The following is a 13,982-nucleotide window of genomic DNA, read 5'->3' as shown; positions in this document are numbered from 1 at the left end:
CTGTTAGGTGGATAAGATAACAACCAATGAGTAACATTATGTTCGACTTGCAAAATTAGTGAGAGCAAAGCACCTTGCTGATCTCTCATGCCACCTTATCAACGTAGATAACCCTGTGATGTTCGGCATCAGCGATACTTTGCATATGTGAGATTCTGGCGATGAGTAAAAAGGTGAGCAGATCCTTTATGCCATATTTTCTGTAGATATTATTTTTCATGTTGTTGGCGGTTTTATGGGTTATCGTCATTTTCTTTGCGATGATTTTTATTGCTATTCCGTCCAGCCAATAGCCGAAGAATATTTTCTCATTTGGTGATAACAATATCGTCTTGCCTTTTATTTCCCTGAACGATGACAGAGCAGAAATCACTTTTTTAATCGTGTTCATCGATGCATGTTTTGATAACAGCAATACCTTTTTAGCCACCATCACCGGTTTATGTTTGCGGTTGTTGAGAATAATGACGAATGTTCGGTGTTTGGCGGTAATGATGTGAGTCAATAGCACCATGTCGATACCGTGTTCAATATCAACAACAGTGATGGGTACATTGCCGCTATCCCTATTTCCCAGACAGGTAAATGCCGCCGTGGTGAAAGGGCAGCGGCTGAATATTTCAATGCTCATGGCGATAGTGATTCAGTAGAAAAATAGCAAAGTGATATCTGACGACGCATCATCCCTGTAACAGCTTTAATACGTTTCCCGACTGCTGATTGGCTTGCGACAAGACGGCCATCGATGCCTGCTGTAGGATCTGGGCTTTTGTCATCGCGGAAACCTCAATGGCGTAATCCGCATCCAATATGCGTGAGCGAGCGGCAGCGGTGGCAATTTTCTCCTGTGACAACACGGTAGTGACGGATTCGAAGCGGTTCATCTGGCTGCCGTATTCACTGCGGTAACCGTCCAGGGTTTTCAGTGCGTTATCGAATGTGGCTAATGCCGCACTGGCCTGCTTTGGTGTACTTAGCGTGACAGAGGAAAGCCCTAGCGATTGGCTGTCTGCGGGCGTTGGATTAATGGTGACCGTTTGCAATGCATCGCCAAAACTTGCTCCGACAACAAACGTCGTTTCTTTGCTGATTGGTACGGAGGGCGGCAGTGGCGGTGCAGGCTCTGTCGGTGTGGGAAGTTCATCCCAGCTTGCGTTGCTGTAAAACACACCGCTGCCAGCCACAATGACAATCAGATCTTCCGTTACCTCATCAATATGAATCTTTTCCAGTTGGTTTGCTGCACCCACATTCCCATCGTTAAATCCCCCGGTGCTGGCATCTTCAAAGCGGTCACCATCGCCACTGTAAGTGATGGTCATGCCCTGATAAGTGGTCTGTGCCCCTGTGTTGATATTATATTCCCCGGCTTGCAGCAACAAATCTGCCGAGTAGGTGGCATTGGGTAAAAAGCCGTTGTCTTGCGTAATCACGGCGGTATTCATGGTGTTTTCATCCGTTACGCCGTTTGCTGACCAGACGATATCGGCATCTGCGCCTTCAGCGGGCGTACCGGCCAGATGTTTACCGTCCCGCGCAAAGAGTTGGATATCGTCATCGGCACCTAATGAGTCGATGATAATAGTGATATTTTTTGCGCCAGCAGGAATGTAAGCCAGTGAAACCACCCCAGAAGGGAATTGATACTGGGTATTGGCATCGGGAAATTTCTCTGCCAGCGGCAACGTGTTGCCCAATTTGGCTGGCTGAGGGCTCGGCTCAGTGGGTGCCAGCGGATAGCGACCAAAGATTTGTGTCGAGGAAGCGATGCGGTCGATTTCTTCCCTAATCTGCTGGTATTCACCGTTCAGGCTGGTCTGGTCGGTATCGGACAACGTTTCGTTTGCCGCCTGCACCGCGAGCTGCCTGCCGCGTTGTATCAGGTTATTGATGGCATCCAGCCCGCTTTCAGCCGTTTGCATCAGACTGAGACCGTCTTTCATGCCGTTGGTGATGACGCTGTTGGCATTCAGATTGGCAGTCATCCGGTTGGCAATAGCCTGACCGGCGGCATCATCCTTTGCGCCATTGATGCGCAGACCCGATGAAAGCCGTTCAATCGCCTGGCTCAATCGGGTGGCCGATTTATCCTGTTGATTCCGTATCGTTAAATGAAGAGAGGTAATCGGCGTCATTGCACACCAGTCCTGATTTGGCAAAAACAATGGAATGATTTTTATCTACTGATTATTGATTTACCGGATAACAGGCAATAGTCAGTCCTTCCCGAGTATGGGAATAAAGAGCAGATAAAACATTACGTTATGGTTATTCTCGGCAATAGCTTATCGACGATGGCGTTCAAAAGATAATCGTTTTTATAGATCGATGCGATCGTATCGATCGGCGTTACCGATCAAAAGTGCTTTAAGTAGGCGTTCACGTAACGGCATGAAAATTAAACGGGTTGATGGTCTGTCCAGTAAGCAAAGCAGGCTAAGAAGATATATTCTCAACGGAGATTTTGGTGGGGAATGTGTGGCTGAGCATTCGGGCAGCTAACAGAAACGGCCTGTGGCACATAGGTTATGCGAAGAGAAATGGCACAGGACTATTCACTTACAGACTTAAGAAATTAATCTGATGTCACCGTTGGCCATCCTTGCACGATTTTACCACCGTGGGCACAACTATCTCCCATTCTTACGACAGGCTTACCTTCTATCGTGAAGATATGCTCTACAGAATGATGAATTAAGAGCGTGGAAGACGAACTGGCGGGTGAAATGGCAAATTGACACGTTGCAAAGTCACGTTTTTAATCGCCGTTAAGAGACGGCGACAAGCAGTAGAATGGTTGTTGTTAAATTAATATCTATTTGTTTTTTCGACATAAAAACTTATCTTTTATTACGCCATCAAAGAAACGACCTTTAGAAACAACAGCATCAGAAATAAACTTTTTATAGATAGATTCTGGTACACCAACATATTGATAGACATCTTTGTTATGGAATGCTATCTCAAGGATGTGCGTCTTTGGGTCATACCCAATCGAATCAATTCTTGACGATGAAACCTGCTGTCGCTGCAATGCTCGCTCCTCCCCAGAGTAAAATAAGATCAAATTATAAAAGGTTTACTGCATGAAGCATTGTCGACGATCATGCCTATTTATTGAATATGTATCAAATTTCTGGCGGATTGGTTAGTAAAATCGTTGGTTTATTGTTTTCATGCTGTCAATTTGTTCAATGGACGGGAATTCATCTGCTTAGTGAGGGATATGATGCAAACCTGCGATGATGAATAGAGTGCTATTCTTTTTCCAATGTAGGCTGAAATGCAGGTTTGCAATAAGACAGAATGGTTATTCTGGCGCGTATTCGATCCGGTTTCTGCCATTGGCCTTGGCCTGATAGAGCGCATCGTCTGCTGCCTTTATCAGGCATTCATAATCCGGATGGCCACTGTACACGGCGATGCCTGCGCTGATAGTCATCCTGACGTTTTCACCGCTTTGAAGATGAATAGCGAGATCCTGGACTTTCTTTCTCAGCCGTTCGATGATGGTGTAGGCGGCAACTCTGGGCGTCTCAATGAGCACGATCATGAATTCTTCTCCGCCATAACGGAACACATAGTCGCTGTTTCGTGTATTCTCATACAGAATTTCTGCAATCCTTTTCAGGATTTTATCACCAGCAGTATGGCCATAGGTGTCATTGACGGATTTAAAGTGGTCAATATCAATCATGGCGATACTGAGAGGCGTATTTGAATGCATTGCCAGCGATATTTCATGTCGAAGAATGGTCGGCAGGAAGCGGCGGTTTAACAGGAGGGTTAACGTATCTTTACCACTCTCCAGTTTTTGTACCTCATCAAATAGCGATCCTAACAGCACATTTATTTTATAGATTTTACTTCTGACTGCTTTAAGTAGCGGTGCGTAATCCTGCTGTGTCAGTAGTGCGGTGTTACTATAGCTGCGAATATACTCATCGGTTTCAGCCATGATTGTCGCGATAGTACGTATTCCCTGAATATTACTAAAGCTGGATTTCCCCTTATGGTTAAACCACAGGCCAAAATCCGAGTCACTCAAATCCTGAATGCTGGAAAGCGGCGTACCGGTAGCCACACTAAAAATAAAGGCATTTTCCCAATTTAGCAGCGATGCATTCTGCCGTTCTCTCTCCATACTGGCATTTTCCAGAATAGAAAATAGCCGATAGGATTCTTCGTTCTTAGCTGCTTGATTGTGTGATTGTGAATACGTTTTACTCATTATCTCTATGGCGATATCCATGGAAATAGAAGCGAACCGTATGGCATCAAAGCATAGCGCTTTATCATTTGCCACCTGTGCGATATTTTCATAGAGGTGCCATTTGAGACGCCGAGCACCGCGTTCAACCAGATCGACGGGAATACCAATACGTGCATGAATCTGACCAATTTTTTTTTGATGGTTAATCAGATCTGCTAGATGGTCCCCGGTATTCGTTAAAATGGCTGTTATCCATTTGCTCATCGAACCGTGGAGCCGATCATGGACTTGTTGGCTGGAAAGAAAGAGTGAGGCTTCTTGATCTTTAAGCATGTAGGTGTAGAACTCATTAGCAAAGTCGGATGCTTTCTGAGCGGCGAGGGTGCGCAGTAGATTAAAAGATTGTTGTGAGGTTGTGGCTATCAATTGTGTCCATTCTGATGTTATGACTTGATTGTAGCTCGACTCACCGTTATCTCTCTGTTTGTTAACGTTCAGTAGTTCGTTCAACTTTTAATCTCTTTTGCGAATATGTCGGATGTACTAGGATAGAAACGATCAATTTTTGCCTGAATAATCGATAGTTAATGACAGAGAGGGTCAACATGGCGTTGTTAAAAATAAAGAAAATTAATCATTCTCCACCGGTACTATTATTACCGTAGTTGTAGATGATAATGCTGTTTTTTTGATGTTAGAAGCTATTTTGAGATAAATTTATGAAAGTTAATGATTTGGTTACTGTTAAAACCGATGGGAAGACGCGCCGGGAAGGGACGATTCTGGCTGTGGAAACGTTTCAGGAAGGAATCATGTATTTAGTAGCATTAAAGGATTACCCTGCTGGTGTCTGGTTTTTCAATGAAGTTGACAGTAAAGATGGTACGTTTGTTGAGCTAAAGATGTTGGCGGAAAAAGCGTAAAGGGAAACATATCAGTATGCAGGCATTATCCGAGTAAATAACGCCCGCAGTGATTTTGGTATCCAGTATTAGAACGTTTCCCAGTTACTGTTTTCCGTATTGGCTTGGCGGGGGAGGGCGAGTGATGAACGGCCCTTGGCAGCTAGTGCGTTCAGCCGGGAAGGGGCTGAATCACCACTTGATAAATGGCTGGATAACTTGAAAGTCGCGACTGCGCGGGTAAGCAATGCGGCTTGTTCTTCCAGCGATGCGGCCGCCGCGCTGGCTTCCTGAACGAGTGAAGCATTCTGCTGAGTCACACTGTCCATTTCAGATATTGCCTGACCGACCTGAGTAATACCACGGCTTTGTTCGTCAGAAGCAGAGGCAATTTCCCCCATGATGTCGGTGACGTTTGTAACGGCATCGACAATCTCTTTCATTGTTTGACCGGCATTATCAACCAGAACAGAACCACTGTTGACCAGGTTGACTGATTCTGAAATCAGTGTTTCGATCTCTTTTGCTGCTTGTGCACTACGCTGGGCGAGGCTACGAACCTCACTGGCGACAACGGCAAAACCACGACCTTGCTCTCCTGCTCTGGCTGCTTCAACCGCGGCATTAAGTGCGAGAATGTTAGTTTGAAAAGCAATGCTGTTAATGACGCTGGTAATCTCAGATATTTTCTTTGAGCTACCTGAAATGCTGTTCATCGTGTTAACAACGTTTGCAACGATTTCTCCGCCCTGTTTGGCTTTTCCTGAGGCATTCGCTGCGAGTTGACTTGCGTGGTGCGCATTTTCTGAGTTTTGCTTCACGGTCGCGGTTAATTGCTCCATGCTTGCCGCGGTTTGTTCAAGCGCTGAAGCTTGCTGTTCTGTGCGCGAGGAGAGATCGGTGTTACCGGATGAGATCTCCGTTGAACCTTGATAAATAGAATCCGCACTTTCTCGAACGGTAGTGACCGTTGTGACCAGGGAAGACTGCATTTGTTGAACATTGTTGGCGAGGGTACCGATTTCATTGTTGCCATAACGATCTGACATTTGAGTCAGATCGCCCTGCGCAATGCGCTGGATTCTCATGACCAACTGATTCATGGGTTTGATGAGGATCCCTCTGAGAAGGAAGAATGTCAGCAGCGTTAAAATGGTGGCCAGCGCAAAGCTGCCGCCCATCAACGAATAGCCAAGCAGTGCATTTTTATGCGCCGTTTCGTTTAATTCTTTTGCTCTTTGTGTGCGGTAAGAGATGGCTTCCAGTAAAAATTTGTTATAGGTCAAATCTAAAACCCGAGTTTCTTCCGATTCGAGAGTGATGACTTCTTCAAACAGCCCTTGCTTCGCCGCAGTAAGCATCAGCATAAGACCTTGATTGACGTAAGCATCATAGGATTTACGTAAATCGGCGTCTAACTCCATATCCTGAGGTGTTTTAACCGGACGCTCCTCATAGACAAGGAACGCTTTTTTTGACTGTTCCAGACGTTGTTCAGCTTGCTTCAGATTATCATTGAAGACCTGAGAGTCACCAATACGTGCAGCCGCTGCCGCCTGGATTAACAACAAACGCGCGGTGCGAAGGTGGTTGGAACTGTTTGAAATCCCCATTCGGGTATCGATTTCTTTTGTGACGTCATCTAATGACTGATTGCTGCTTTGTAAAAAGTAGCTGGATGTGCCGATAGATGCTGCAAATAACAGCATGATACCACCCAGAATAATGATGAATAAGGGAACTAGCCGTAAATTGCTCAGCATGCCAGCCTCGACGCGCTGCTCAGACCTTGACGTTATTTTCATATCCATTCGCTCATTCTCAGGAAATTATGATTTACCATGCCATTAACGGCGACATTAGCGATTAGGCTTTGGTATCTACATTAATGACAATCCATTAGCTAAACAACCAATGTAAAAGATAATCGGCATATATTGAAAAACCTTAATCAAATTCGATGAGATCCCGATCACGTTTTTAACTCTTTAAAAATAAAAGATAATTACGCGATGAGAAATCATACAGATTGATAATAAAAAATAAAGGATTAGGCTCCCTCAATTTATTTGTCTGGCATTCAACGTTATTATGAGAAATCAATCGTCGAAGGTGGTTTTCTTGGAAAAGTGCACGCATTTTTTCAGATAAAAAAGTGGTTTTTTATCGCTACATTATGCTGTTTACTATGGGGAAGCGCTTATCCAGCCATTAAAAATGGCTATGCGCTTTTTCACATTGCGGATAATGATATTCCTGGAAAATTTGTCTTCGCGGGCTATCGCTTGGCATTTGCTGGATTCCTACTGTTAGTGCTTGCCGCGTTAAGCGGGCGGTCTATAGGGCGTTCCAGCGTGGGCTGTTAATCCAGTTGAGCATCCAGGGAATATTCCAGACGTCATTGCAGTATGTTTTTTCTATATCGGTCTGGCTTATACCATGGGCGTTAAAGGCTCGATCATGAATGCAACCAGTACTTTTTCAGCGTGCTGCTTGCTCATTATTTATATCAAAAATAATAAATTCAATATTAATAAGATAATTGGCTGTATATTAGGTTTTTCTGGTGTGATGCCATTAATATAAAAAGTGATGGAGTGAACGCCGGTTTTTCATCATTAGGTGATGGGTTCGTCGTTATTACAGCGTTTATTTTTTCTGTATCGACTATATACTCTAAATAATTCTAGTTTCAGGCAGGCGGCAAAAGAAGGAGTCCCGATGAGTTTACTCAAGTAAGTGATTCGGGTGAGTGAACATAGCCAACGCACATGTAACTTGAAGTATGACGAATATAGTATGGTAAGCGAATATCACAAACGATGGACCCAACCGTCATGACCGCTTATCAACTCAGTATTGCTGGTATCATTTTAACAATATCAGGATATTGTACTGGTGGGCATTTATTATACCTGATTGGAAGGCTGTGTTGATGTTAGGCTACCTCACGAAGACGCGATCGGTTAAATGACTCTATACACAATCCACATCTTATCCTGAAGATGTACCCATTTTGCATGGTGTTTGAGATCGTTAAAATCATATGGTTGTTTAGTATGGCTTCATTCTGTTAGCCATCGCAATTCATATTTATAGTAAATTAATTCTTTAATATCAATGCATTAGTTTGTTTTCGTTCTTTCGTCGCTAGATCTATATACTTTGTTATCGTTGCAACAGTGGGATGGAAAGAGATGGATAAATTTTGTTTCAGAACATGCGGTTAAGAGCTTTTTGGTAAAAAGTGTAAGTTTTTAGTGTAACGTATAAACTTACATAGCGGTATGTCTTTTGGGTGTAGTGAATGTTTGTATATCTATCATTTATATAGCAGCCAAATTATTTCATTTTCATTATTTCCAATGCTCTTTTTTGCAAGATTTAGTGTGCTTTTCTGAAGCAGGAATAAGCATGAAAGTGATCTGACCAGACACGGGTTGGTTCATAATACTTTCATTTATGTGATCTGTGTCACATAATGGCCAAAATCACTCTTCAGTCGCGTTGTATGTGCTACGGATTAGGCGGTACAGTTGCGCTGTTTTAGGATTAATCCTATGCTTGGGTTTGAGAGGGTCTTCTAAGCAGGGGTAGAAAGCGACGGATGAACGGATTCGCAGCGTGGTGCGTAGAGTTGGCAAGTAACGATTGCCCGAATAATAATTGATAAAGTAGTAAAGTAACTCGCAGTATCTGGCACCGATAGTTTTTTATGCCATCAATGGAGAGTGATTTTCGAACTGGGCGATATGGTCTATCACCTAACTTATGTTTTAAACATAGCCTGTCGGGATGGGAAATATGGGTACCTCTGAATTACTCAAACACATTTATGACATTAATCTGTCTTATTTGTTACTAGCGCAACGCTTAATTAATGATGAAAAAGCTTCTGCGATGTTTCGTCTGGGAATCAATGACGAGATGGCAGATATCTTGATGCAACTGACTTTGCCGCAGATGGTTAAATTGGCAGAAACTAACCAACTGATATGCCATTTCCGCTTCAACGATCACAATACAATCAAAGTGTTGACTCAAGAATCACGTGTGGATGATTTACAGCAAATTCATACCGGGATTTTGTTGTCGAGTAGCTTATTACAACAGTTAGCTTCGAAAGAAGAAAACCTGCCTAAGAAAAGGGCATAAGTAATGGCGGAGAAAAGTATTGTTCAGGAAGCGAAAGACATCCAATTGGCGATGGAGCTCATTTCGCTCGGTGCTCGTTTACAGATGCTGGAAAGTGAAACTCAGTTAAGTCGCGGACGTTTGATTAAACTTTACAAAGAACTTAGAGGAAGTCCGCCACCAAAGGGAATGTTACCTTTTTCAACGGATTGGTTTATGACCTGGGAACAGAATATTCATTCATCAATGTTCTATAACGCTTACAGCTTTTTAATCAAGAATGGGCAGTGCAGCGGTGTTGAAGCCGTTATTAAATCTTATCGATTGTATCTGGAACAGTGTGCGCCACAGAGCGATTCTCCACTGTTGGCATTGACGCGGGCTTGGACATTAGTCCGCTTTGTTGACAGCGGTATGCTGCAACTGTCGTCATGTCATTGCTGTAAAGGGATGTTCATTACTCACGCTCATCAACCTAAAAACAGTTTTGTTTGTAGTTTGTGCCAACCCCCTTCCAGAGCGGTAAAAAGGCGTAAACTTTCGCAAAATCTTGCCGATATAATACCTCAACTGCTGGATGAACAGGTAAAACACGCAGTCTGAGCCTGTAGCGATTTGTGATCTATCACTGTTGGTTGTGAAAGCAGTGATAGGTTCTTCCTCAAAGAACGTACTAGCTACGGCTCTGCTGTTTTATCTCGCTTTCCGCCCACCTTTTTCATTATAAGGATTTCTTGTGCTGGTTATATTGGGTTATATCGTAATTGTGGCCTCGATACTCGGCGGTTATCTCATGGTCGGTGGGGCCTTGGGTGCGCTTTATCAACCTTCGGAGCTGCTGATTATCGGTGGTGCTGCGATAGGTGCTTTCATTGTTGGTAACAACGGAAAGGCGATAAAAGCAACAATACGTGCGTTACCTCTTTTGGTTAAAGGTTCTAAGTACAACAAAGCATTGTATATGGATCTCATGGCTTTGCTCTTTCGGGTGATGGCCAAATCTCGCCAGCAAGGCATGCTTTCCCTAGAGTTTGATATTGATAATCCTCGCGAAAGTGAAATCTTCTCAAGCTATCCTAATATCCTCGCTGATAACAATGTGGTTGAATTTATCACCGACTATTTGCGGCTGATGGTCAGCGGTAATATGAATGCGTTTGAGATTGAAACGCTTATGGATGAAGAGATCGAAACAATTGAACATGAAAGCGAAGTACCCGCATCTAGCTTGACGATGATGGGTGACGGTCTCCCCGCATTTGGTATCGTAGCTGCTGTTATGGGGGTTGTTCACTCACTGGCCTATGTTGACCGGCCTGCCGCTGAGTTGGGGATGATGATTGCTCACGCCATGGTGGGTACCTTCCTCGGTATTCTACTGGCTTATGGTTTTGTCTCTCCACTGGCTGCCTTACTGCGTCAGAAAAATGCAGAGAAAATCAAAGTTTTGCAATGTATTAAAGTCACTTTATTGTCCAGCCTTAATGGCTATGCTCCGCAAATTGCCGTTGAATTTGGGCGTAAAACGCTGTACTCAACGGAACGTCCTTCCTTTACCGAATTGGAAGAACACATTCGTCGTGTGAAATCACCGACACAGCAAGCGTCGGACAGTAACGCATGAAACACCAGCATCCCATTATTCGCAAAAAGCGTAAGTCTGGACATGGAGGCCACCACGGTGGTTCCTGGAAGATAGCCTACGCTGACTTTATGACAGCAATGATGGCATTGTTTTTGGTTATGTGGCTTATCGCAATTTCTACACCAATGCAGTTGGCGCAAATCGCGGAGTATTTTCGTACTCCGCTAAAGGTTGCGTTAACGTCAGGTTCTAAATCAAGCGACAGTTCCAGCCCAATTCCCGGTGGGGGAAATGATCCCACCCAGCAAGATGGTGAAGTGAAAAAGGCCATCAAAACGGATAACGTGGAAAAGAAGCTGGATGAGGTTCGACTTAATCGTTTGCGTGAACGCTTAGATCAGCTGATTGAAGCCGATCCTCGATTACGTGCACTCCGTCCGCACTTGTTAATCGAAATGATTGAAGAAGGATTACGCATCCAAATCATCGATAGTCAAAACCGCCCAATGTTTAAAACCGGCAGCGCGCAGGTTGAACCTTACATGCGGGATATTCTGCGTGCAATAGCTCCTATTCTTAATGATTTCCCCAATAAGCTGAGCATCTCAGGCCATACCGATGATGTTCAGTATACGACAGGGGAACGTGGTTATAGTAACTGGGAATTGTCCGCAGATCGTGCCAATGCATCACGTCGAGAACTCATTTTTGGGGGATTATCTGATGGAAAGGTTTTGCGCGTTGTGGGCATGGCTGCGACAATGAACCTTAAACAGGCCTCTGGCGGGAATGATGCGATTAACCGACGTATCAGTTTGCTGGTATTGAGCAGGCAGGCTCAAAAGGATATTGAAGAAGAAAATGCAGAAAGCTCTGCTGTAAATATAGACAAGGTGGAAAATTTACAAAATTTGGAGTTGGATAAGTCTAAACCTACCACTCCGGCTGCCGAAAATAGTGATAACAACAATACGAGTGGAAGTGGTGATGCAGCGCCACAACCAACTAATGGAGTTCCTGTTCCAGAGCGTCAGCAGCCAACCACAGTGTTGCCTGCTGCGCCCGATAGCCAGGCGACGCCTTCTCAATAAGCCGCGATTCACAGCAGAGGTGACCACGTGAGCATGGACATGAGTGCTTTCTATCAAACGTTCTTTGATGAAGCAGATGAATTACTGGCAGATATGGAACAACACTTATTGTTGTTGGATCCATCAGAGCCCGATACCGAGCAATTGAATGCAATTTTCCGTGCTGCTCACTCTATAAAAGGTGGGGCTGGCACGTTCGGTTTTAAAGTATTGCAGGAAACTACGCACCTTTTAGAAAACTTACTCGATGGGGCAAGGCGCGGCGAAATGCGTCTTAGCACTGATATCATCAACCTGTTTCTGGAAACAAAAGACATTATGCAGGATCAGTTGGACGCTTATAAAACCGCACAGGAACCCAATGCTGAAAGCTTTGAGTACATCTGTCAGGCTCTGCGCCAGCTTGCTCTGGAGTCTAAAGCTGATGGCGACGCAACCCAGCATGACACCTCGGTTTCATCACAGCCCTCTACCAGTCCGGCATCTACCGGTGCAGGTAAAGGTGAAATGCGTATCGCATTAACCGGCTTGAAATCTCAGGAAATACCTCAGATGCTAGAAGAGCTTGGCAATCTGGGAACTGTTAAAGACCCTCACCAGACTGACACTAGCGTAGAAGTGACATTGGTCACGTCTGAAAGCGAAGACGATATTAGTGCGGTGCTGTGTTTTGTTCTAGAACCTGAACAAATCAGCTTTAAGTCTGCCGTCGCCAGCCAACCTGCTGTTGCTGACGTTGTGGAAACATTGGCCGCGGTTGAAGAACCGATAACGGTAGCGCCAGTGGCACCGTCTGCGCCAGTTGCTACAAAACCGCAATCTGCACCGGAAAATGGAAAAAATAAAGCAAAAACCGGTGATACCAGTATTCGCGTAGCGGTTGAGAAGGTCGATCAACTTATCAACCTCGTTGGTGAGTTAGTGATTACGCAATCTATGCTGGCACAACGCTCAAGTGAACTCGATCCTGTCGCTCATGGTGATCTGCTCAACAGTATGGGTCAATTGGAACGTAACGCTCGTGACCTTCAAGAGTCGGTTATGTCCATTCGTATGATGCCAATGGAATATGTATTCAGCCGTTTCCCTCGTTTGGTGCGTGACTTGGCTGCCAAATTGGATAAGCAGGTTGAGCTAACGCTGATGGGAAGCTCGACTGAACTGGATAAGAGTTTGATCGAGCGCATTATCGATCCTCTAACGCACCTAGTGCGTAATAGCCTCGATCATGGTATCGAATCTCCAGATAAACGCGTTGCGGCTGGTAAGACGGCGGTGGGTAACCTAACACTTTCTGCTGAACATCAGGGTGGTAACATCTGTATTGAAGTTATCGACGATGGTGCAGGGCTTAACCGCGAGAGAATTCTGGCTAAGGCCTTGTCTCAAGGGATGGCAGTGAACGACTCTATGTCTGATGAAGAAGTCGGCATGTTGATCTTTGCTCCCGGTTTCTCCACCGCTGAGAAAGTCACGGATGTTTCTGGCCGTGGTGTTGGCATGGACGTGGTGAAGCGGAATATTCAGGAAATGGGTGGCCATGTTGAAATCCACTTCCAGGCGGGAAAAGGCACGACAATCAGAATTCTGTTGCCATTGACGTTAGCTATTCTCGACGGAATGTCCGTTAAGGTTAACAAAGAAGTCTTTATTCTGCCGCTTAACGCCGTGATGGAATCCTTGCAGCCGCAGTCGGAAGATTTGTATCCGTTAGCTGGCGGAGAGCGGGTATTGCAGGTTCGCGGTGAGTATTTGCCTCTCGTTGAACTCTTCCACATCTTTGATGTGGATGGTGCTAAAACGGATGCTACTCAGGGTATTGTTGTTATTCTTCAAAGTGCAGGTCGACGTTATGCCTTGTTGGTCGATCAGTTGATTGGGCAGCATCAGGTTGTCGTCAAAAACCTGGAAAGTAATTATCGCAAGGTACCAGGCGTTTCAGCCGCAACCATCTTAGGTGATGGTAGTGTTGCGCTGATTGTGGATGTTTCTGCGTTACAAGCGCTTAATCGTGAAAAGCGTGTGGTTGAAACTGCTGCTTAATAAAACAGATCGTT

The 13,982-nt window shown here is 44.7% G+C and carries 11 protein-coding genes and 2 pseudogenes; 8 read left to right on the top strand and 5 right to left on the bottom strand.

The genetic code is table 11. From position 1 onward, the window contains the following. Window positions 1-85 precede the first annotated feature (85 nt). From KP22_RS07635 to KP22_RS07625, 4 genes are all read right to left on the bottom strand, one after another. A complete protein-coding gene (locus KP22_RS07635) occupies window positions 86-631 on the bottom strand; it encodes a helix-turn-helix transcriptional regulator (protein ID WP_039323344.1) in 546 nt (181 codons plus the stop codon). Window positions 632-680: 49 nt separating this feature from the next. Further along, window positions 681-2,135 carry a flagellin N-terminal helical domain-containing protein gene (locus KP22_RS22875; RefSeq protein WP_039323343.1) on the bottom strand — a complete coding sequence of 485 codons (1,455 nt, stop codon included), beginning with the start codon at window positions 2,133-2,135 and terminating at the stop codon, window positions 681-683. Window positions 2,136-2,815: 680 nt separating this feature from the next. Continuing rightward, on the bottom strand, window positions 2,816-3,034 hold the full coding sequence (locus tag KP22_RS21580; protein WP_072012546.1) for a KTSC domain-containing protein: 219 nt from the start codon (window positions 3,032-3,034) through the stop codon (window positions 2,816-2,818). A gap of 276 nt (window positions 3,035-3,310) precedes the next feature. Next, the gene (locus KP22_RS07625) at window positions 3,311-4,723 is read right to left on the bottom strand and encodes a diguanylate cyclase (protein WP_039298631.1); all 1,413 of its coding nucleotides are present in this window, start codon (window positions 4,721-4,723) and stop codon (window positions 3,311-3,313) included. A gap of 209 nt (window positions 4,724-4,932) precedes the next feature. Between KP22_RS07625 and dsrB the strand changes: the two genes are divergently transcribed. Next, window positions 4,933-5,136: a protein DsrB gene (gene dsrB, locus KP22_RS07620; protein WP_039323342.1), complete on the top strand. Its 204-nt coding sequence runs from the start codon at window positions 4,933-4,935 to the stop codon at window positions 5,134-5,136. Between the two features lie 68 nt (window positions 5,137-5,204). Here the strand turns inward: dsrB and KP22_RS07615 are convergent, their stop codons facing one another. Then, on the bottom strand, window positions 5,205-6,926 hold the full coding sequence (locus tag KP22_RS07615) for a methyl-accepting chemotaxis protein (protein WP_039323340.1): 1,722 nt from the start codon (window positions 6,924-6,926) through the stop codon (window positions 5,205-5,207). Window positions 6,927-7,270: 344 nt separating this feature from the next. Between KP22_RS07615 and KP22_RS22995 the strand changes: the two are divergent. The 7 genes and pseudogenes from KP22_RS22995 to cheA all read left to right on the top strand — a co-directional run. Beyond that, window positions 7,271-7,796 (top strand): annotated as a pseudogene (locus KP22_RS22995) (DMT family transporter); the annotation flags it as partial. 117 nt (window positions 7,797-7,913) lie between these two features. Then, window positions 7,914-8,065, top strand: a pseudogene (locus tag KP22_RS22710) (EamA/RhaT family transporter); the annotation flags it as partial. A gap of 854 nt (window positions 8,066-8,919) precedes the next feature. After that, on the top strand, window positions 8,920-9,270 hold the full coding sequence (gene flhD, locus KP22_RS07605; protein ID WP_039298641.1) for a flagellar transcriptional regulator FlhD: 351 nt from the start codon (window positions 8,920-8,922) through the stop codon (window positions 9,268-9,270). Window positions 9,271-9,273: 3 nt separating this feature from the next. Continuing rightward, window positions 9,274-9,852 (top strand): flagellar transcriptional regulator FlhC, encoded by a 579-nt coding sequence (flhC, locus tag KP22_RS07600; protein ID WP_039298642.1) that lies wholly within the window; start codon window positions 9,274-9,276, stop codon window positions 9,850-9,852. Between the two features lie 133 nt (window positions 9,853-9,985). Further along, complete coding sequence (gene motA / locus KP22_RS07595; protein WP_039323337.1) at window positions 9,986-10,873, top strand: flagellar motor stator protein MotA; 888 nt, start codon at window positions 9,986-9,988, stop codon at window positions 10,871-10,873. Then, window positions 10,870-11,925, top strand: coding sequence for a flagellar motor protein MotB (gene motB, locus KP22_RS07590; RefSeq protein WP_039298648.1), 1,056 nt, complete (start codon window positions 10,870-10,872; stop codon window positions 11,923-11,925). The genes motA and motB overlap by 4 nt, the downstream gene beginning before the upstream one ends. A 39-nt stretch (window positions 11,926-11,964) precedes the next feature. After that, window positions 11,965-13,968 (top strand): chemotaxis protein CheA, encoded by a 2,004-nt coding sequence (cheA, locus tag KP22_RS07585; RefSeq protein ID WP_209428689.1) that lies wholly within the window; start codon window positions 11,965-11,967, stop codon window positions 13,966-13,968. Window positions 13,969-13,982: the final 14 nt, after the last annotated feature.

Origin of the sequence: Pectobacterium betavasculorum, assembly GCF_000749845.1 — a bacterium.
In the GTDB taxonomy this organism is placed as follows: Bacteria; Pseudomonadota; Gammaproteobacteria; order Enterobacterales; family Enterobacteriaceae; genus Pectobacterium; species Pectobacterium betavasculorum.
The sequence above is the reverse complement of the archived record's forward strand: the minus strand, read 5'-3'. Positions and strand labels throughout refer to the sequence as shown.

Excerpts from the sequence above, each read along its gene's own strand:
- KP22_RS07615 (WP_039323340.1), bottom strand. The coding sequence starts at position 6,926 with ATGGATATGAAAATAACGTCAAGGTCTGAGCAGCGCGTCGAGGCTGGC.
- KP22_RS22875 (WP_039323343.1), bottom strand. The coding sequence starts at position 2,135 with ATGACGCCGATTACCTCTCTTCATTTAACGATACGGAATCAACAGGAT.
- cheA (WP_209428689.1), top strand. The coding sequence starts at position 11,965 with ATGAGTGCTTTCTATCAAACGTTCTTTGATGAAGCAGATGAATTACTG.
- motB (WP_039298648.1), top strand. The coding sequence starts at position 10,870 with ATGAAACACCAGCATCCCATTATTCGCAAAAAGCGTAAGTCTGGACAT.
- KP22_RS07635 (WP_039323344.1), bottom strand. The coding sequence starts at position 631 with ATGAGCATTGAAATATTCAGCCGCTGCCCTTTCACCACGGCGGCATTT.
- dsrB (WP_039323342.1), top strand. The coding sequence starts at position 4,933 with ATGAAAGTTAATGATTTGGTTACTGTTAAAACCGATGGGAAGACGCGC.
- flhC (WP_039298642.1), top strand. The coding sequence starts at position 9,274 with ATGGCGGAGAAAAGTATTGTTCAGGAAGCGAAAGACATCCAATTGGCG.
- flhD (WP_039298641.1), top strand. The coding sequence starts at position 8,920 with ATGGGTACCTCTGAATTACTCAAACACATTTATGACATTAATCTGTCT.